Annotated in this window: 14 protein-coding genes and 1 riboswitch; of the genes, 7 read left to right on the top strand and 7 right to left on the bottom strand. The window is 70.7% G+C overall.

Going from position 1 to position 17,192, the window contains the following annotated elements:
• Window positions 1-6: 6 nt before the first annotated feature.
• From rhaS to rhaI, 3 genes are read left to right on the top strand one after another with little or no spacing between them, the layout of a single operon-like run.
• Window positions 7-1,083, top strand: a complete 1,077-nt coding sequence (gene rhaS, locus COUCH_RS36465; protein ID WP_249609677.1) for a rhamnose ABC transporter substrate-binding protein — start codon at window positions 7-9, stop codon at window positions 1,081-1,083.
• Window positions 1,083-1,397: an L-rhamnose mutarotase gene (locus COUCH_RS36470; RefSeq protein ID WP_249609678.1), complete on the top strand. Its 315-nt coding sequence runs from the start codon at window positions 1,083-1,085 to the stop codon at window positions 1,395-1,397. The genes rhaS and COUCH_RS36470 overlap by 1 nt, the downstream gene beginning before the upstream one ends.
• Window positions 1,394-2,560, top strand: a complete 1,167-nt coding sequence (gene rhaI / locus COUCH_RS36475; protein ID WP_249609679.1) for an L-rhamnose isomerase — start codon at window positions 1,394-1,396, stop codon at window positions 2,558-2,560. The genes COUCH_RS36470 and rhaI overlap by 4 nt, the downstream gene beginning before the upstream one ends.
• 19 nt (window positions 2,561-2,579) lie before the next feature.
• Here the strand turns inward: rhaI and COUCH_RS36480 are convergent, their stop codons facing one another.
• Genes COUCH_RS36480 through COUCH_RS36490 form a run of 3 tightly spaced genes read right to left on the bottom strand, consistent with a single transcriptional unit; the run spans window position 2,580 to window position 5,436 of the window.
• Complete coding sequence (locus tag COUCH_RS36480) at window positions 2,580-3,353, bottom strand: ATP-binding cassette domain-containing protein (protein WP_249609680.1); 774 nt, start codon at window positions 3,351-3,353, stop codon at window positions 2,580-2,582.
• Window positions 3,350-4,402 carry an ABC transporter permease gene (locus COUCH_RS36485; RefSeq protein WP_249609681.1) on the bottom strand — a complete coding sequence of 351 codons (1,053 nt, stop codon included), beginning with the start codon at window positions 4,400-4,402 and terminating at the stop codon, window positions 3,350-3,352. The genes COUCH_RS36480 and COUCH_RS36485 overlap by 4 nt, the downstream gene beginning before the upstream one ends.
• The gene (locus COUCH_RS36490; protein WP_249609682.1) at window positions 4,375-5,436 is read right to left on the bottom strand and encodes a sugar ABC transporter substrate-binding protein; all 1,062 of its coding nucleotides are present in this window, start codon (window positions 5,434-5,436) and stop codon (window positions 4,375-4,377) included. The genes COUCH_RS36485 and COUCH_RS36490 overlap by 28 nt, the downstream gene beginning before the upstream one ends.
• Window positions 5,437-5,541: 105 nt before the next feature.
• Here COUCH_RS36490 and COUCH_RS36495 point away from each other — a divergent pair, with 105 nt between their 5' ends.
• Window positions 5,542-6,558 carry a LacI family DNA-binding transcriptional regulator gene (locus COUCH_RS36495; RefSeq protein WP_249609683.1) on the top strand — a complete coding sequence of 339 codons (1,017 nt, stop codon included), beginning with the start codon at window positions 5,542-5,544 and terminating at the stop codon, window positions 6,556-6,558.
• 12 nt (window positions 6,559-6,570) lie between these two features.
• Here COUCH_RS36495 and COUCH_RS36500 read toward each other — a convergent pair whose 3' ends face one another.
• Window positions 6,571-8,775: a discoidin domain-containing protein gene (locus COUCH_RS36500; protein ID WP_249609684.1), complete on the bottom strand. Its 2,205-nt coding sequence runs from the start codon at window positions 8,773-8,775 to the stop codon at window positions 6,571-6,573.
• A gap of 477 nt (window positions 8,776-9,252) precedes the next feature.
• Here COUCH_RS36500 and COUCH_RS36505 point away from each other — a divergent pair, with 477 nt between their 5' ends.
• Window positions 9,253-9,756 carry a metallophosphoesterase family protein gene (locus COUCH_RS36505; RefSeq protein WP_249609685.1) on the top strand — a complete coding sequence of 168 codons (504 nt, stop codon included), beginning with the start codon at window positions 9,253-9,255 and terminating at the stop codon, window positions 9,754-9,756.
• Window positions 9,757-9,919: 163 nt separating this feature from the next.
• Here COUCH_RS36505 and COUCH_RS36510 read toward each other — a convergent pair whose 3' ends face one another.
• Complete coding sequence (locus tag COUCH_RS36510; protein WP_249609686.1) at window positions 9,920-11,014, bottom strand: major royal jelly family protein; 1,095 nt, start codon at window positions 11,012-11,014, stop codon at window positions 9,920-9,922.
• 251 nt (window positions 11,015-11,265) lie between these two features.
• On the bottom strand, window positions 11,266-12,690 hold the full coding sequence (locus COUCH_RS36515; protein ID WP_249609687.1) for a glycine hydroxymethyltransferase: 1,425 nt from the start codon (window positions 12,688-12,690) through the stop codon (window positions 11,266-11,268).
• Window positions 12,691-12,709: 19 nt separating this feature from the next.
• Window positions 12,710-12,802: riboswitch (ZMP/ZTP riboswitch) on the bottom strand.
• A gap of 78 nt (window positions 12,803-12,880) precedes the next feature.
• Here COUCH_RS36515 and COUCH_RS36520 point away from each other — a divergent pair.
• Both COUCH_RS36520 and erm read left to right on the top strand, forming a co-directional pair.
• Window positions 12,881-14,461, top strand: a complete 1,581-nt coding sequence (locus tag COUCH_RS36520; protein WP_249609688.1) for a cation:proton antiporter — start codon at window positions 12,881-12,883, stop codon at window positions 14,459-14,461.
• 256 nt (window positions 14,462-14,717) lie between these two features.
• Window positions 14,718-15,485: an ErmE/ErmH/ErmO/ErmR family 23S rRNA (adenine(2058)-N(6))-methyltransferase gene (erm, locus tag COUCH_RS36525; RefSeq protein WP_249609689.1), complete on the top strand. Its 768-nt coding sequence runs from the start codon at window positions 14,718-14,720 to the stop codon at window positions 15,483-15,485.
• On the opposite strand, the gene COUCH_RS36530 is transcribed toward erm, so the two are convergent.
• Entirely contained in the window at window positions 15,486-17,135 is a 1,650-nt protein-coding gene (locus COUCH_RS36530; protein WP_249609690.1) for a methyl-accepting chemotaxis protein, read from the bottom strand.
• Window positions 17,136-17,192 lie beyond the last annotated feature (57 nt).

Consider the following 17,192-nt stretch of genomic DNA (forward strand, 5'->3'; position numbering starts at 1 on the left):
CCCGTCATGCTTCGCACCCATCACCGGCTACTGTCCGCGGCCAGCGCCTCACTTCTCGTCCTGGGTCTCGCCGCGTGCGGCGGCACGACCAAGGACAGCTCGTCCTCGGACGGCGGCGCGGCCGCCCAGCCCGGCGCCTCGGCCGACCCCAACGCCAAGACCAAGGAGGGCCTGAAGATCGCCTTCCTGCCGAAGCAGCTGAACAACCCGTACTCCGATGTGGAGACGAGCGGCGGGAAGGTGGCGGTCGGCGAGCTCAAGGGCGAGTACAAGCTGGTCGGCCCGAACGACGCCAGCGCCTCCTCGCAGGTCAGCTACATCAACACGCTGATCCAGCAGCAGCAGGACGTGATCGTGGTGGCGGCCAACGACCCGAACGCGGTCTGCCCGTCGCTCAACCAGGCCCGGCAGGCGAAGATCAAGGTGGTCTCGTTCGACTCCGACGCCTCCAAGGACTGCCGGGACGCGTTCATCAACCAGGCCACCACCCAGGGCATCGGCGAGAGCCTGGTGAAGATGGCGAACGAGCTGGCCGGCGGGGAGGGTGAGATCGCGATCCTCTCGGCCACCCCGAACGCCACGAACCAGAACGCCTGGATCGAGGTGATGAAGAAGGAGCTGGCCAAGCCCGAGTACAGCAAGCTCAAGCTGGTCAAGACCGCGTACGGCAACGACGACGACCAGAAGTCGTTCCAGGAGGCGCAGGGCCTGCTGCAGTCGTACCCGAAGCTCAAGGTCATCGTCTCCCCCACCACCGTGGGCATCGCCGCGGCCTCGCGGTACGTCAGCTCGTCGAACTACAAGGGCAAGGTGGCGATCACCGGGCTGGGCCTGCCCAACCAGATGCGCGAGTACGTCAAGGACGGCACGGTGAAGAAGTTCGCGCTGTGGAACCCGGCCGACATCGGCTACCTGGCCGCGTACGCCGGCGCCGCGCTCGCCTCCGGGCAGATCACCGGCAAGCAGGGCGAGAAGTTCACCGCCGGCAAGCTCGGCGAGTACACGATCGGCGCGGACGGCGAAATCGTCCTCGGGCCGCCGACCGAGTTCACCGCACAGAACATCGACCAGTTCCACTTCTGATGCGCTACTGCTTCCAGCTCCAGGTCCGCCCCGAGCGGATCGAGGAGTACGTGGAACGTCACCAGGCCGTGTGGCCCGAGATGCAGGACGCACTCCGGGCCACCGGCTGGCGCAACTATTCGCTCTTCCTCCGCGACGACGGGCTGCTCATCGGCTACGTCGAAGCGGACGACCTCGCCGCGTCACAGGCGGCGATGGAGGCACTGGACGTCAACACCCGCTGGCAGGCCGAGATGGCGGGGTTCTTCTCCGGCACCCACCCGTCGGAGGGGTTTCCCCAGCTCAGAGAAGTTTTTCACTTGGAGTCGTCATGACTGACACGTCCGCCGTCAAGCGCGCGCTCGCCGCGCAGCGGATCGAGACCCCGTCGTGGGCCTTCGGCAACTCCGGCACCCGGTTCAAGGTGTTCGCCCAGCCGGGCGTGCCGCGCACCCCCGAGGAGAAGATCGCCGACGCGGCGGTCGTGCACCGGTTCACCGGCGTGGCACCCACGGTTGCCCTGCACATCCCGTGGGACAGGGTGGACGACTACCAGGCCCTGGCGGACCACGCCGCGTCGCTGGGCGTCGGCATCGGGGCCATCAACACCAACGTCTTCCAGGACGACGACTACAAGCTGGGGTCGGTCACCAACCCCGATCCGGGCGTACGGCGCAAGGCCACCGACCACCTGCTCGAGGCGGTCGGCATCATGGACGCCACGGGCTCGCGCGACCTGAAGCTGTGGTTCTCCGACGGCATCAACTACCCCGGCCAGGACGACCTGCGCAACCGGCAGGACCGGCTGGCCGCGGCGCTGCGCGAGGCGTACGACCGGCTCGGCGACCAGCAGCGCATCCTGCTCGAGTACAAGCTGTTCGAGCCGGCCTTCTACGCCACCGACGTCCCGGACTGGGGCACCTCGTACGCCCACTGCGTCGAGCTCGGCGAGAAAGCGACGGTCTGCATCGACACCGGGCACCACGCGCCGGGCACGAACATCGAGTTCATCGTGGCGTTCCTGCTGCGGCAGCAGAAGCTGGGCGCCTTCGACTTCAACAGCCGCTTCTACGCCGACGACGACCTGATGGCCGGCGCCGCGGACCCGTTCCAGCTGTTCCGCATCATGTACGAGATCGTCCGCGGCGACGCGCTGGATCCGGCGTACGGCATCAACTTCATGCTGGACCAATGTCATAACATCGAGACGAAGATACCTGCCATCATCCGGTCCGTCATGAACATCCAGGAGGCCACCGCCAAGGCGCTGCTCGTGGACCGGGAGGCGCTGGCCAAGGCCCAGCACGACGGCGACGTGCTGGAGGCCAACGGGGTGCTGATGGACGCGTACAACACCGACGTACGGCCGCTGCTCGCCGAGGTCCGCGCGGACATGGGCCTCGACCCGGACCCGGTGGCGGCGTACCGGCGCAGCGGCTACCAGGAGCGGATCGTCGCGGAGCGGGTCGGGGGCCGGCAGGCGGGCTGGGGCGCCTGACCGGCCCACGACTCGGCTCTCAGGCCGCCGCGGCCGGTGGCGGGGCGGCACCGGTCATGATGGCGACCGCCTCCGACATGGAGTGGGACTTCGGGGTGATGACCGTCGCGCGGCGGCCGAGGCGCTGGATGTGGATGCGGTCCGCGACCTCGAAGACGTGCGGCATGTTGTGGCTGATCAGGATCACCGGCAGGCCGCGGTCGCGGACGTCGCGGATCAGCTGCAGCACGCGGTTGCCCTCCTTGACGCCCAGCGCGGCCGTCGGCTCGTCGAGGATCACCACCTTGCTGCCGAAGGCCGCCGACCGGGCCACCGCCACCGCCTGCCGCTGGCCGCCGGAGAGCGACTCCACCGCCTGGCCGATGTTCTGCAGCGTGCCGATGCCCAGCTCGGACATGTGCCGTCGGGCCTCCGAGCGCATGTGCCCGCGGTCCAGCATCCGGAACACCGACCCGAGGACGCCGGCCCGCCGCTGCTCCCGGCCCAGGAACAGGTTGTCGGCGATGTCGAGCCCGGGCGCGACGGCGAGCGTCTGGTACACGGTCTCGATACCGGCCTCCCGCGCCTCCATCGGGTTGCGGAACTGCACCCGCCGCCCATCCAGGTACATCTCGCCGCTGTCCGGGATCAGCGCCCCGGACAGCGCCTTGATCAGGCTGGACTTGCCGGCGCCGTTGTCGCCGATGACCGCGAGGATCTCACCGGGATACAGCTCGAGGTCGCTGCCGTCGATCGCGACGACCCGGCCGTACCGTTTGGTGAGGCTCTTGGCCTGCAGAACCGGAGTCGTCATGACTTGACCTTCCTGATCCACTGATCCAGCGACACCGCCACCAGGACGAGCAGGCCGATGGCGAAGCCCTGCCAGACCACCTCGACGCCGCCGAGCTGCAGGCCGTTGCGGAAGACGCCGACGATCAGCGCGCCGATCAGCGTGCCCAGGACGCCGCCGCGGCCGCCGAAGAGGCTCGTGCCGCCCAGCACCACGGCCGTGATCGAGTCGAGGTTGTAGTCGGTGCCGACGTTCGGGCTGGCCGAGGCGAGCCGGCCGATGAGGATCCAGCCGCCGACGGCGTACAGCAGGCCCGCGACCGTGTAGACGGAGAACAGCACCCGGTTGGTCCGGATGCCCGCGAGCCGGGCGGCCTCGATGTCGTCGCCGGTCGCGTACACGTGCTTGCCCCAGGCCGTGGAGCGCAGCGCGTAGAAGAAGTACGCGAACAGCGCCAGCATGATGATCGAGCCGTACGTGAGCCGGAACCCGCCGATGGGGATCGTCGTACCGGTCCACGTCATCAGCGACGGCATGTCGGAGCCGCGTACGGTCTCGCTCTTCGACACGACCGCGTTGAGCGAGAAGAAGATGGTCAGCGTGCCGAGCGTGACGATGAACGGCGGGAGCTTGATCCGGGTGACGAGGAAGCCGTTCAGCGCGCCCATGGCCGTACCGCAGGCGAAGCCGAGCAGCAGCGCCAGGACCCCGGGCATGCCCAGCTTGGTGCAGAAGTTCGCCATCAGGACCGAGGAGAAGACCGCGATGGCGCCCGCCGCCAGGTCGATGCCCGCGGTGAGAATCACCAGCGTCTGACCGAGCGCCAGCGTCGCGATGACGGTGACCTGGGCCAGCACCAGCGACAGGTTGGCGGCCGAGAAGAAGCGGGTGTTGACGAGCGAGAAGGCGATGATCGCGACGACCAGGACGGCGAGCGGGCCGAGGACCGGGTTGCCGTGCAGGACGTGCTGGACGCGCAGCCCGAAGGAGTCGTGCCGGGCGGTGTCGAAGTCGGTGGCGGTCTCGGTTGCGGTCGCCATCGTCAGCCCCAGCAGTTCTGCTTGCCCCACGCGGAGTCCTTGGCCTCCACGCCGGCTTGCGGTTGGTCGGTGATCAGCTGGGCGCCGGTGTCGACGAAGTCCTTGCCGGCGGTGGCCTCCGGCTTGGTCCCGTCCTTCGCGAACTTCGCGATGGCCTCGATGCCGAGCGACGCCATCTTCAGCGGGAACTGCATGGAGGTCGCCCCGATGACGCCCTTCGCGACGTTGTCGACGCCCGGGCAGCCGCCGTCGATCGAGACGATGGTGACGGTCTTGTCCTTGCCCGCCGCCTTGAGCGCCTGGTACGCCCCGGCCGCCGCGGGCTCGTTGATGGTGTAGACGAGGTTGATCGACGGGTCCTTCTGCAGCAGGTTCTCCATCGCCGTACGCCCGCCGTCCTCGGCCCCGTCGGTGACGTCGTGGCCGGCGATGCGCGGGTCGTTCTCGTCGCCGATGCGGTTCGGGTCGCCGACCGGGATGCCGAAGCCGTCGAGGAACCCCTGGTCCCGCTTGACGTCCACGGACACCTGGTTGGCGTTGAGGTCGAGCATGGCGATCTTCGCCTGCTTGCCGTCCTTGGCGAACTTGGCCTTCGCCCACTGCCCGATCAGCTTGCCGGCCTGGTAGTTGTCGGTGGCGAAGGTGGCGTCGACGGCGTCCGGCGGGTCGGTCGGCGTGTCGAGCGCGATGACCAGCATGCCCTGCTGCTTCGCCTTGTCGATGGACGGCACGATCGCCTTCGAGTCGCTCGGCGTGATGAGGAAGCCCTTGGCGCCCGAGGACATCAGGTTCTCGATGGCCTGCACCTGGGCCTCGTTGTCACCGTCCTGCTTGCCGGCGAACGACTGCAGCTTCAGCCCCTGCTGCGTCGCGGCCTGCTGCGCGCCCTCCTTCATCTTGACGAAGAAGGGGTTCGTGTCGGTCTTGGTGATGAGCCCGACGATGTCGCCGCCGCCGGACCCGCCACCGTCGTCCCCGCCGCCGCACGCCGCCGTACCGAGCAGCAGCGTCATGACGGTCAGGGCGGGGCACACCCGTCCCAAGATCAGCTCTGATCCACGCATGTCTCCTCCAAATCGATTTAGCAGGAATCGAGAGACAACGTTGTCTTGCAGTAGACGACTCGGGCCATCGACTGTCAACAATTAGTTTCCGGATCGTTGCGTACGGTGATCATCAAGGGGGAACCGATGGGGCGGCCCACGATGAACGACGTCGCCCGCAGCGCGGGCGTCAGCCTCAAGACCGTCTCGCGGGTGGTGAACGGCGAGGCCACCGTGGACCCCGTGCTGGTCGCGCGGGTTCGGGCGGCGGTCGCGTCGCTCGGCTACCGGCCGAACCTCGGCGCCAGCATGCTGCGGCGCAACGATCGGCGTACGGGGACGATCGGCGTCCTGCTCGAGGACGTCAGCAACCCGTTCTCGGCCGCGGTGAACCGGGCCGTCGAGGACGAGGCGCGCGGGCGCGGGGTGCACGTGCTGACCGGCAGCCTCGACGAGGACCCGGGCCGCGAGCGGGACCTCGCGGACGCGTTCGCCCGGCGGCACGCGGACGGGCTGATCCTCGCCCCGACCGCTCCTGATCAGGGCTACCTGGCCACCGACTGGCAGCCCGGCGCGCCCGTGGTGTTCGTCGACCGGCCGCCGGCGGGCTACCGCGGCGACGCCGTGCTGGCCACCAACCGCAGCGGTACGGCCGAGGCGGTCCGCCACCTCCTCGCCCGCGGCCACCGCCGGATCGCCTTCCTCGGCGACGCCCCGCGGATCGCGACCGCCCGCAGCCGGCGGCAGGGGTACCGCGACGCCATGCGCGAGGCCGGCCTCCCCCCGTACGAGACGGTCGCGCCGGACTGCGGCGCGGAGGCGGCAGCGCTGGCCCTGCTGAGGCTGCCGGGCCGGCCGACGGCGCTGTTCACCGCGCAGAACCTGATCACCATCGGGGCGCTGCGCGCGCTGCGCCGGCTCGCCCTGCAGCACCGCGTGGCGCTCATCGGCTTCGACGACTTCCCCCTGGCCGACCTGCTGGATCCGCCGGTCACCGTGGTGGCGCAGGACCCGGCCGCGATGGGCCGGGCCGCGGCCCGGGCGCTGTTCGAGCGCATCGACGGGCACACGGGAGAACCGCGCGAGATCAGCATCCTGACGACGCTGATCCCGCGCGGTTCGGGAGAACTGCTACCTACCTAGCGGATCACCGGCTCACGGGAAGTTGGTGACCGTCACCGGTACGGTCGCCGTGCCCTGCGCCGGGCCGCCGGTGTTGTTGACCACGTGGTCGATGACCCCGTTGCCACCCAGCGAGACCGTGAAGATGCTGTGCAGCTTCACGCCGCCGTTCACCGGAACCTCGAAGCCCCGGTCCGAGTGCACCTGCGGGTTGACGTTGAAGTAGCAGTAGCTGCCCATCGCCCACGCCTCGTGGCTCGTGACGTTGTCCGCCACCTTGTACGCCGCGTACCCGTTGGCGCCGCTGCGCCAGGCCGCGTTCGACGGCGGGTCGTACGGCTGCTCGTTCTGCAGGAAGTACGTGCGGCCGCCGTTGCCGTTCCAGATGACCTCGTACTTCTGGTAGTGCTCGACGAAGAGCCCGTACGCCGTGACGTTCTGACCGTTGACGATCAGGCCGCTGTCGGCGGTGTTGACCGTCCAGCCGTACGTGCCGGCGTTGCCGTGGTCGGCGCGCCACGCCCAGATGTGGTCGATGATCGTGTTGTTGCTGTTCACCAGCAGGCTGTTGGTGGCCTTGCCGGCGATCGAGCCGCCGATCCGGAAGAACACGTCCTGCACGGTGGTCGGGTTGCCGGCGTGGCTGGCCGAGGACCCGTTCGGGCCGATGACCAGCAGGTTCGCCGAGTTGGTGGTGCCGGCGTCGAAGAGCAGGCCGGCCACCTTCACACCGTCCACGTCGGCCACCTGCATCGGGGTGACGCCGTTGTCCGGGATGATCGTCGCGTAGCCCAGGCCGAGCACGACCGTGTTGGCGCGGGTCACGTTGATCGTCTGGTTCACGTGGTAGACGCCCGGCTGGAAGATCAGGTTCAGGCCCTGCGCGAGCGCCTGGTTGATCGTCGCGGCGGAGTCACCGGGCTTGGCGACGTAGAACTGGCTCAGCGGGAGGCTGGTGCCCGGCGTGTTGCCGTTCGCCCAGGTCACGCCGGACGCGTTCTGCTGCAGGTTTGGCACGAAGACCGCGTACTGGCCGCCGGCCTGGTAGAGGTACGGCTTCTCCCGGATGACCGGGGCCGTGCCGATCGTCGTGTACGGCGGGTTCGGGAAGCTCGACGCCGGTGCGCCCTGCACGCCGACGAAGGCCTGGTTCCACACCGCGTTCAGGCTCGAGCCGATCTGGCTGTTGCGGGTGAACCACTGCTGCTGCGAGTACTGCTGCTCCGAGCCGCTGATCCGCGAGTCGGCGATGTAGCCGCCGGAGGCCCAGCCGTACCCGTTGGGGGCGAGGTTGAGGTCGCCGTGGATGTCCATGCGGCGGAACGGGGCGGCCTGCGAGACGGCCCACCGGTTGGCGCCGCTGACCGGGTACACCGAGATGTTCTCGACCGAGCGCCAGAAGTTCTGGGTCGCGTTGCCCTGGAACCAGCCGGCGTCGACGGTGATGTCACCGTTGATCCGCACGTCCTGCGGGTTCTGGCCGAGGCCGAGCACGGAGGTGTAGAAGCCGACCTGGATGTTGAGGCCGTTGTAGGTGCCCGGCTTGAACGCGAGCACGTAGCGCTGGGTGCCGAACTGGTTCGACTCCTGCTGCTTGAAGATCGTGTCGGCCTGGCTCTGGATCGAGGCGCTCGACATCGACGGGTCGAAGACGATCACGTTCGCGCCGAGGCTGCCACCGCCGGGGACGGTCGGGCCGGTGGGCGGGGTCGTCGGGCCGGTCGAGGTGCCGCCGAAGACCTTGAACTCCCACAGCGAGTAGCCGTAGCCGGTGGCGCGCTCGGTGCCGTACATGCGCACGTACCGGCCGGTCGCGTTGACGGTCACGCTCTGCACGCCCGCGACGCCGGCGGTGGCGGGGCTGGCGTCGGCCCAGCTGCTGGCGTCGTTCGAGGTCTGAATCTTGAAGGTCTTCGCGTACGCGGCCTCCCAGTTCAGCTCCACCCGGTTGATCGCCGAGCTGGCGCCGAGGTCGACCTGCAGCCACTGGGGGTCGGAGAACGCGGAGGACCAGCGGGTGCCGGTGTTGCCGTCGACGGCGGCCGAGGCCGGGAAGGCACCCGGGTTCTCCGAGGACGAGGCGGTCGCGGGCTTGCCCTGCGAGAGCAGCGTCTCGGCGGCGTGCGCGGTCAGCGTGGTGAACGCGCCGAACGCCGCGACGACCGCGACGACCAGGCCGCCGGTGGCGCCGAGACGCCACCGGCTGCGAGGCCGGGGGATGGTTTGGGGGACGGTCATGGCTTCGCTTCTCCTCGTATGGAGGTACGGACGCGCGGGGTTCGCGTCCGGATGAGGCAGGAGCCGGGGAAAGCTCCGGCACGGGCGGACGATCGTGGGAGAGCGCTCACCCGTGTGGTGTGGACGCTAAGTTCGTTACGTCGATGTGTCAAAGGGTCGGCGTACCGGTTACGGACGCGGTCCCGGAACCGGTTCCGCCGATCGGTCAGGACTCGCCGCGCAGTCCCGGTACCCGCACCGCACCCGGTCGCCGTCCACTCCTCCCGGCATCCGCCTCTAGCTGGCGCTATGCCCGATTGGGCCAGAGTCAAGGGCGGTCGGGCGCGAGGTATCGACCCGGCGCCGATTACGTTTTTCCGCCGCCATCGACGCGTCCGAATGAGCTGGAACCACCAGGACGGTCCTATGCCACATACGGGACATGATCGGCGATCTCGGGGAAGCGCTTCCCGGCCCGCGAGACCCTACAGTGGCTCCATGCGCCTGGTCCTGACGACCGACACCCACGTCCCCAAGCGAGCCCGGGACCTCCCCGCCCCACTGTGGTCAGCGATCGACGTGGCCGACGTCGTCATCCACGCCGGCGACTGGGTCGACGTACCGATGCTCGACGCGCTGGAGGCCCGGTCCCGGCGGCTGATCGCCTGCTACGGCAACAATGACGGGGCCGCCCTGCGCGCCCGCCTGCCCGAGATCGCCCGGGTGACGCTGGGCGGTCTGCGCCTGGCGGTCATCCACGAGACCGGCGACGCCAAGGGCCGCGAACGCCGCTGCGACGAGGCCTTCCCGGACACGGACGTCCTGGTCTTCGGCCATTCCCACATTCCGTGGGACACCACCACCCCGCGCGGGCTCCGGCTGCTCAACCCGGGCAGTCCGACGGACCGGCGACGGCAGCCGTACGGCACGTACATGACGGCGGAGATCGAGAGCGGCAAGCTGACCGCCGCCACGCTGCACAACCTGCCGGCCCGCACGTGAGCTGGTCACTCTTCGCGACCCCGCTTCATCTGGCGGCGGCCGACAGTACGGATTCGGGCGATGGGCGTGCAGGGTTCCGACGGCACCGGACGCCTCATCGCCGCCTCGGCGGGCGATCGGCCGGTGGAGGTGGCGCAGCAGTGGCCGCGGTGAACGCGCCGGTTCAGGTGAGGCGGACCGGGCCGGCGCCGATGTGGACGCGGAAGAGCTGGTACGGGTAGCGCCGCTGGTCCTGGCCGCGCCGGTACGTGGCCTGGCGGTGCAACTGGTTGGCCGTCACGTAGAGGTAGCCGTCCTCGGCGACCGACATGGTGTCCGGCCACAGCAGGCGGGGGTCGTGTGCCACGGTTTCCATGGTGCCGTCGGGCAGGCGGCGCAGGATCGCGTTGTGCTCGGCGTTCGTGACGTACACGCGGCCCTGGTCGTCGGTTTCGAGGCCGTCGGCGACGCCGCCCTTGTCGCCCTCGTCGACGACCGTCGCCGCCACGTCCTCCTCGCTCATCTCGCCGTCGAGGAGGGCGTCGGTGGAGACGCTGTACCAGCGGCGTGACATCAGCGGGCAGTAGAAGAGGCGGGAGCCGTCGGCCGAGATCGCGATGCCGTCGGCGCCCATCGTGACCGGCTCCGGGGCGCCGTCCTCGGGGCGTTCCATGAACGGCTCGCCCTCCACCACGGGCAGGAACGCGGGCGGGGTCTCCGCCTTCGTGGACGGGTGGTCGTGCAGCCGACGCCAGGCGGTGCCGCTGCCCAGGTCAACCACGATGATGGCGTTGGGGCCCTGGTCCGACGAGTCGGTGATGTACGCGACATCGCGCCGCAGGTCGAAACGCACGTCGTTGAGGTACGTGGTCGGCAGCGCGGCGCTGCGGTCGAAGACGATGGTGCGGATCACGGTGTCGTTCGCGAGGTCGATGCAGACGAGCTTGGGACCGCCGACCTGGGTCTTCTGGAACATGGGCGAGCCGGTGTCGAGCACCCACAGCCGGTCGGCCGGGTCCACGACGATGCTCTGCACCGAGACGAACGCCTTCGGGTCGTCGTCGGCGGACGGGCTGTTCCAGGCTTGGTTCGGGTACGGGACCACGGTGCCGTCGCGGATCTCGCCGACGGTGAACTCCACGTCGTCGCCCCACTTCGGGAAGTTCACGAAGATGCGGCCCCGCGCGGAGACGCTGACGCCCGTCGGCATGGGCCCGCTGTCGAACGTGTGCACCGTCTCCAGCTCGCCGAAGGGCTGGTCGACAGGATGATCCGTCATCCTCGGCGCTTACCCGGCCGGCCCCGGCGCAAAACGGCCCGGCGGACGCGGGCGCGCGAGGCCGACGTGCCCCGGGGCCATTCGGTATCCGGAGGCCGGGCCCGCCGCGCGAAGGTCGTGATCTCGGGTTTCCTTACTCACGCAGAATGAAGGGGCCAGGGCCAGCGGATGCTGGGCCCCGGCCCCGGCCTCGACGGGAGTTGCGGTCCGCACCACCCACCGAGCTACGACATCGAGAATGTGACCTTGACCTAGACGCCCAGGTCGACGCTCGGGTAGAGCGGGAACGCGCCGAGCAGCTCGTTGGCCTGCTTGCTGATGCCGTCGGCGACGGCGGGGTCGAGGTCGAACTTCGCCTTCGACGCGCCGGCCTTCGTCTGCGACAGGACCGTGTGCATCAGCTCGGCGATCTGGTCCATCTCCGCCGTGCCGAGGCCGCGGGTGGTCAGCGCCGGGGTGCCGATGCGGATGCCGGAGGTGTACCAGGCGCCGTTCGGGTCCTGCGGGATCGCGTTGCGGTTGGTGACGATGCCGCTGTCCAGCAGGGCCTGCTCGGCCTGGCGGCCGGTGAGGCCGTACTTGTCGACGTCGACCAGCACGAGGTGGTTGTCGGTGCCGCCGCTGACCAGCGTCGCGCCGCGGCGCAGCAGGCCCTCGGCGAGCGCCTGGCTGTTGTCGACGATGCGCTGGGCGTAGTCGGCGAACTCGGGGCGGCGGGCCTCGGCGAACGCGACCGCCTTGGCGGCCATGACGTGCGCGAGCGGGCCGCCGAGCACCATCGGGCAGCCGCGGTCCACCTGGTCGGCGAGCTCGGGCCGGCAGAACACCGCGCCGCCGCGGGGGCCGCGCAGGCTCTTGTGGGTGGTGGTGGTGACGATGTGCGCGTGCTCGATCGGGTTGAAGTCGCCGGTGAAGACCTTGCCGGCGACCAGGCCCGCGAAGTGCGCCATGTCGACCATGAAGGTCGCGCCGACCTCGTCGGCGATCTCCCGCATGATGCGGAAGTTCACCTTGCGCGGGTACGCCGAATAGCCACCGACGATGATCAGCGGCTTGAACTCGCGCGCCGACTCCCGCAGGGCCGCGTAGTCGATCTGGCCCGTCGCCGGGTCGACGCCGTAGCTGCGCTGGTCGAACATCTTGCCGGAGATGTTGGGGCGGAAGCCGTGGGTGAGGTGGCCGCCCGCGTCCAGGCTCATGCCGAGCATGCGCTGGTTGCCGAAGGCCTGCCGCAGCTCGGCCCACTCGGCGTCGGTGAGGTCGTTGACGTTGCGCTTCTGCGCCTTGGCCAGCGCCGGCGCCTCGACCCGGTCGGCGAGCACGGCCCAGTAGGCGACCAGGTTGGCGTCGATGCCGGAGTGCGGCTGGACGTACGCGTACGGCGCGCCGAACAAGGCCTTGGCGTGCTCGACGGCGATCTGCTCGACGGTGTCGACGTTCTGGCAGCCGGCGTAGAAGCGCCGGCCGATGGTGCCCTCGGCGTACTTGTCGGAGAGCCAGTTGCCCATGGCGAGCAGCACGGCGGGGGACGCGTAGTTCTCGGACGCGATCAGCTTGAGGGACTCGCGCTGGTCGTGCAGTTCCTTGGCGATGGCGTCGGCGATGCGGGGCTCGACGGCGCGCACGGCCTCGAGGGCGGCACGAAACGCGGTCGACTCGGCGTTCAGCTCAGACATCGGACCTCCCTATCACAGGTGAAGAGGCCCAGGCGCACGGCAGGTCACCCCGACGGGTGGGACCGCTCCCCGATGGTGGATCCATCCGAACGCGCCAGTCACGGCCCGGGTGGAAGCATACCGGCGTACGGCGGCGTGGTGGCAACCGAGAAGCGGGCGGAAGGGTTGCGGAGATCACTAGCCTGACCGGGTGAACGGCGTCCAGATCCTCCTGATCATCGGGGCCGGTATCGCCGTCTCCGCCCTCGCCCACCGCCGCGGTGTGCAGCCCGGGCTGGTGGTGGTGACCCTGGCGGCCGCGGCGAGCTTCCTGCCCGGCATGCCACGGCTGGAGCTCGAGAGCGAGCTGATCCTGGCGATCGTCGTGCCGCCGCTGCTCTACTCGGCGACCCGGGCCGCGTCGGCCACGGCGTTCGGCCGCAACCTGCGGGCGATCCTCAACCTCGGCGTGCTGCTGGTCGTGCTGACCGCGGGGGCGCTGGGGCTGCTGGCGTCGTGGCTGCTGCCCTCGATCGGGCTGGCGACGGCGTTCGTGCTGGGCTCGGTGCTGGCCCCGCCGGACACGATCACCACGGTGTCGCACGGGTCGGAGATCGGGCTGCCGCGCCGGGTCACCACCATCCTCACCGGCGAGAGCCTGGTCAACGACGCCACGGCGCTGACCCTGTTCAGCATCGCGGTGGCGGCGGTCGGCGGGGAGCACGCCACGTGGGGCTCGGGCATCCGGGACTTCGCGTACAACGCCTTCGTCGGTGTGGTCGTCGGTGGGGTGCTGGCCGTGGCGACGCTGTGGGTACGCAAGCGGCTGCGCAATTCGACGCTGGAGACGTCCCTCGTGCTCCTCGTGCCGTTCACGGCGTTCCTGACGGCCGAGGAGCTGCACGCCTCGGGAATCCTGGCCGTGGTGGTGGCTGCGTTCGCCATCAGCGCCAACACGACGCTGGACCCGCGCCACCAGTACCCCGGCGCGTACCGGACGCGGCTGCAGGAGGACGCATTCTGGCCGGTCGTCGACTTTCTGCTCGAGACGTTCGTGTTCGCGTACATCGGGCTGCAGCTGCGCTTCGTGGTCGAGGATCTGCGCGACGCCGACGAGATGGACCTGACCCGCGTCCTCGTGGCGGCCGGGGTGCTGCTGGCGGCGGCGATCGTGCTGCGGGTCGTCGGCGTCTACGTGACCTTCGGGCGCTGGCAGCTGAGCTGGTTGATGTACCGCAGACGGGCCGAGGCCCACCCGGAGATCGTCGAGCAGCTTGCCGCCGCCCGCGAGGCGGCGCGCCGACGCGACCAGCGACGCGGCCGGAACCGGCGCCGGACGGCCCCGCTCGGGCCGCCGACGGCCCGCGAGACGCTGGTCGTCGGCTGGACCGGCATGCGGGGCATCCTCACGCTCGCCGCGGCGGCCGCCATCCCGGAGACCACCGCCGGCGGCGAGCCGTTCCCCGGCCGCGACGCCATCCAGGTGATCGCGCTCGTCGTCACCCTGGGCACGCTGCTGATCCAGGGCACGACGATCCGCCGGGCGGTCACCCTGCTCGGCCTGGACGTCCGCGCCGAGCGCGAGGAGGCCGAGACGATGCGCCGCCGCGGTGAGGAGATCGTCGCGGCCGCGGCATCCGGCACGAGCGACGCCGACTTCGACCGGCAGCGCACCCGGCTCGGCGAGAGCGTGGCCACCGGGGACATCGACGAGGAGACCGCCCGCGCCCTGATCGCCGAGGTCGACCTGCGCCAGGCCGCCCAGCACACGGTCGCGGAGAAAATGCCGTGAGCCGGACGGCCCGCGCCGGTACGGTCGGCGCCATGCCAACGCCGCACGCCCTTCTCGCGCAGGCCTCGACGCCTGTCGCGCGCGGGCCCCTGCACTCGTCCCGCCTGCGCAACCGGCGTCGCGCCCTGCGCCGCCGCTGAGCCTGCCCCTGAGCTGAGCGCCGCCAGGGCCCCTTCGTGTCCTCTTCCCACGGACGGGCCTCGCTGACGCCTGTCCGCGTTCGCCGCCGCACCCGGCGGCAGACAGGACCCTGGTCATGGCGCCACACCGGCAGGAACACGCCCGCGCGCGGCGGGCGTACGGACAGAACTTCCTCATCGATCCCGGCTCGCTGCGGCGGGTCGTCGCGGCCGCGGGCATCCGGCCCGGGGATCTCGTGTACGAGGTGGGCGCCGGTCGCGGCCACCTCACCGCCGAACTGGCCCGGCGGACCCGGCGGCTGGTCGCGTACGAGGTGGACCCGGAGCTGGCCGCCGCGCTGCCCGACCGGCCGGGGGTGGCCGTACGGGCCGGGGACTTCCTGCGGGCCGCACCCCCGGCGGAGCCGTTCCGGGTGGTCGGCAACATCCCGTATGCGCTGACCTCGGCGGTCGTCGAGTGGTGCCTGGACGCCCCGGCCCTGACCACCGCGACCCTCGTCACGCAGCTCGAGTACGCCCGCAAGCGGACCGGCGACTACGGACGCTGGAGCCGGCTGACGATCCGCACCTGGCCGCGGCACGCGTGGGAGCTGTCCGGGCGGCTGCCGCGTACGGCGTTCCGCCCGGTCCCCCGCGTCGACGGCGGCATCCTGCGGTTGCGCCGCCGCCCGGTGCCGCTGGTGCCGGACCTCGCGGACTGGCAGCGCTTCGTGGACCTCGGGTTCACCGGGCTGGGCGGCTCGTTGCAGGCCACTCTGACCGGCCGCTACGGCGTACGGCGCACCGCTGCCGCGTTCCGCGCGGTCCGGCTCGCACCCGACGTGCCGGTCGGCCGGGTGTGGCCGGAGCAGTGGCTGACCCTGTACCGGCTGCTCAGCCGGTGATCAGACGCGGAACCGCTCGGCGACCGTACGCAGCTCGTCCGCCACCCGGTTGAGCTGCGCGACCGCCGCGTCGGCCTCGGCCAGCGTGCTGGTCGTCGCCTCGGCGGAGCGGGCGACGCCGTTGATGTTCGCCGCGATCGTCGAGCTGCCGCCCGCGGCCTCGGTGATGCTGCGGCTCATCTCGCCGGTCGTGGCGGTCTGCTCCTCGACCGCGGAGGCGATCGTGACCTGGTAGTCGTTGATCCGCTGGATGATCTGGGAGATCTCGCCGATCGCCGCGACCGCGCTCGACGTGTCGGCCTGGATGGTCTCCACCCGGCGGGAGATGTCCTCGGTGGCCTTCGCCGTCTCCTGCGCCAGGTCCTTGACCTCGGACGCGACGACGGCGAAGCCCTTGCCCGCCTCGCCGGCCCGGGCCGCCTCGATCGTGGCGTTGAGCGCGAGCAGATTCGTCTGCTCGGCGATCGCCGTGATCACCTTGACCACGTCGCCGATCTCCGCCGAGGAGGCACCCAGCTTGGCGACCGTCTCGTTGGTGTTCTGCGCGACCCCCACCGCGCCGGCGGCGACCTGCGCGGCGTCGTTGGCGTTCTGGGCGATCTCGCGGATGGAGGCGCCCATCTCGTCGCTGCCGGCCGCCACCGTCTGCACCGAGGCGGAGACGTCGCCGGCGGCCCCGGCCACCAGCCCGGCCTGGGCGGCGGCCTCGCGGGCGCTCTCCCCGATCCGGCCGGTGACGCCGGTGAGCTGCTGGGCGCTCGCGCCGAGTTCCTGGGCGCCGCCGGTGAGCTGGGCGACCGTGCCGCGCAGGCCGTCGCGGGCCCGGTTCACGGCCGCCGCCATGAGCCCGAGTTCATCGCGCGAGCGCACCTCCGCGGGCACGGTGAGGTTGCCGTCGGCGACCGCGCCGAGCGCGTGGGCGACCGAGGCGAGCTGGCGGCGGACCAGCCGCGCCACGATCAGCGCGATCGCGGCGGCGAGGACGATGCCCGCGATCAGCGCCACGATCACGTACCGCCGGGCGTTGCGGAAATCCGCGGCCGAATCCGCGGTGATGGCGTCCGCTTCGGAGTCCTCGGTCTTCTGCAGCGCGGCCACGGCGCCGTTCATCTCGCCCTCCACGGACTCGAAGGCGGCGCCGATCTGGGCGGCCGGTGGCAGCGTGAAGCCCGCCGGCGGGGACTCCTGGAAGAGCACCGTGTTGCGCAGCGTGCGGTAGCGGCCCATGGCGTCGGTGAAAGCCTCGAGGCTCTTGCGCCGGGTGGCCGAGTCCGCGGCGATCTTCCCGTACGCGGCCAGGGCGGCGTCGATCTTCGCGTCGGCGTCGCGGACGTCCTGCCGCCCCTGCTGCTTGTCCGGGCCGGGCGGGCTGATCTGGTAGACGAGCATGCCGCGGAACATGTCGGCGATGCCGCCGCGCAGCTCGGCGACCTGCTGGAGGCTGTCGACGTGCTTGTCCTTCAGCACGCCGATGTTCTCGTTGGTCTCGTTCATCCGGCTCAGCGCCAGCGTGCCGACCATGATCGCCACCAGCGCCATCGCGGCCGCCGGGAGCACGGTCTTGACCGTCATGCCGCGGTCCGCGAGCCACCCGGCAAGGGGGTTGCGCTGCACCGTCACCTCGACGGCGCCGTCGGTCCTGCCCGCCATCCCGGCACCACCTCTCGTCCGGGACCGATCATCACTCCCGCACGGGGCGCCGGGGGG

Source organism: Couchioplanes caeruleus, from assembly GCF_023499255.1.
In the GTDB taxonomy this organism is placed as follows: domain Bacteria; phylum Actinomycetota; class Actinomycetes; order Mycobacteriales; family Micromonosporaceae; genus Actinoplanes; species Actinoplanes caeruleus_A.

Coding starts and splice junctions, on each gene's coding strand:
- rhaS (WP_249609677.1), top strand. CDS start 7: ATGCTTCGCACCCATCACCGGCTACTGTCCGCGGCCAGCGCCTCACTT.
- COUCH_RS36470 (WP_249609678.1), top strand. CDS start 1,083: ATGCGCTACTGCTTCCAGCTCCAGGTCCGCCCCGAGCGGATCGAGGAG.
- rhaI (WP_249609679.1), top strand. CDS start 1,394: ATGACTGACACGTCCGCCGTCAAGCGCGCGCTCGCCGCGCAGCGGATC.
- COUCH_RS36480 (WP_249609680.1), bottom strand. CDS start 3,353: ATGACGACTCCGGTTCTGCAGGCCAAGAGCCTCACCAAACGGTACGGC.
- COUCH_RS36490 (WP_249609682.1), bottom strand. CDS start 5,436: ATGCGTGGATCAGAGCTGATCTTGGGACGGGTGTGCCCCGCCCTGACC.
- COUCH_RS36500 (WP_249609684.1), bottom strand. CDS start 8,775: ATGACCGTCCCCCAAACCATCCCCCGGCCTCGCAGCCGGTGGCGTCTC.
- COUCH_RS36505 (WP_249609685.1), top strand. CDS start 9,253: ATGCGCCTGGTCCTGACGACCGACACCCACGTCCCCAAGCGAGCCCGG.
- COUCH_RS36510 (WP_249609686.1), bottom strand. CDS start 11,014: ATGACGGATCATCCTGTCGACCAGCCCTTCGGCGAGCTGGAGACGGTG.
- COUCH_RS36515 (WP_249609687.1), bottom strand. CDS start 12,690: ATGTCTGAGCTGAACGCCGAGTCGACCGCGTTTCGTGCCGCCCTCGAG.
- erm (WP_249609689.1), top strand. CDS start 14,718: ATGGCGCCACACCGGCAGGAACACGCCCGCGCGCGGCGGGCGTACGGA.
- COUCH_RS36530 (WP_249609690.1), bottom strand. CDS start 17,135: ATGGCGGGCAGGACCGACGGCGCCGTCGAGGTGACGGTGCAGCGCAAC.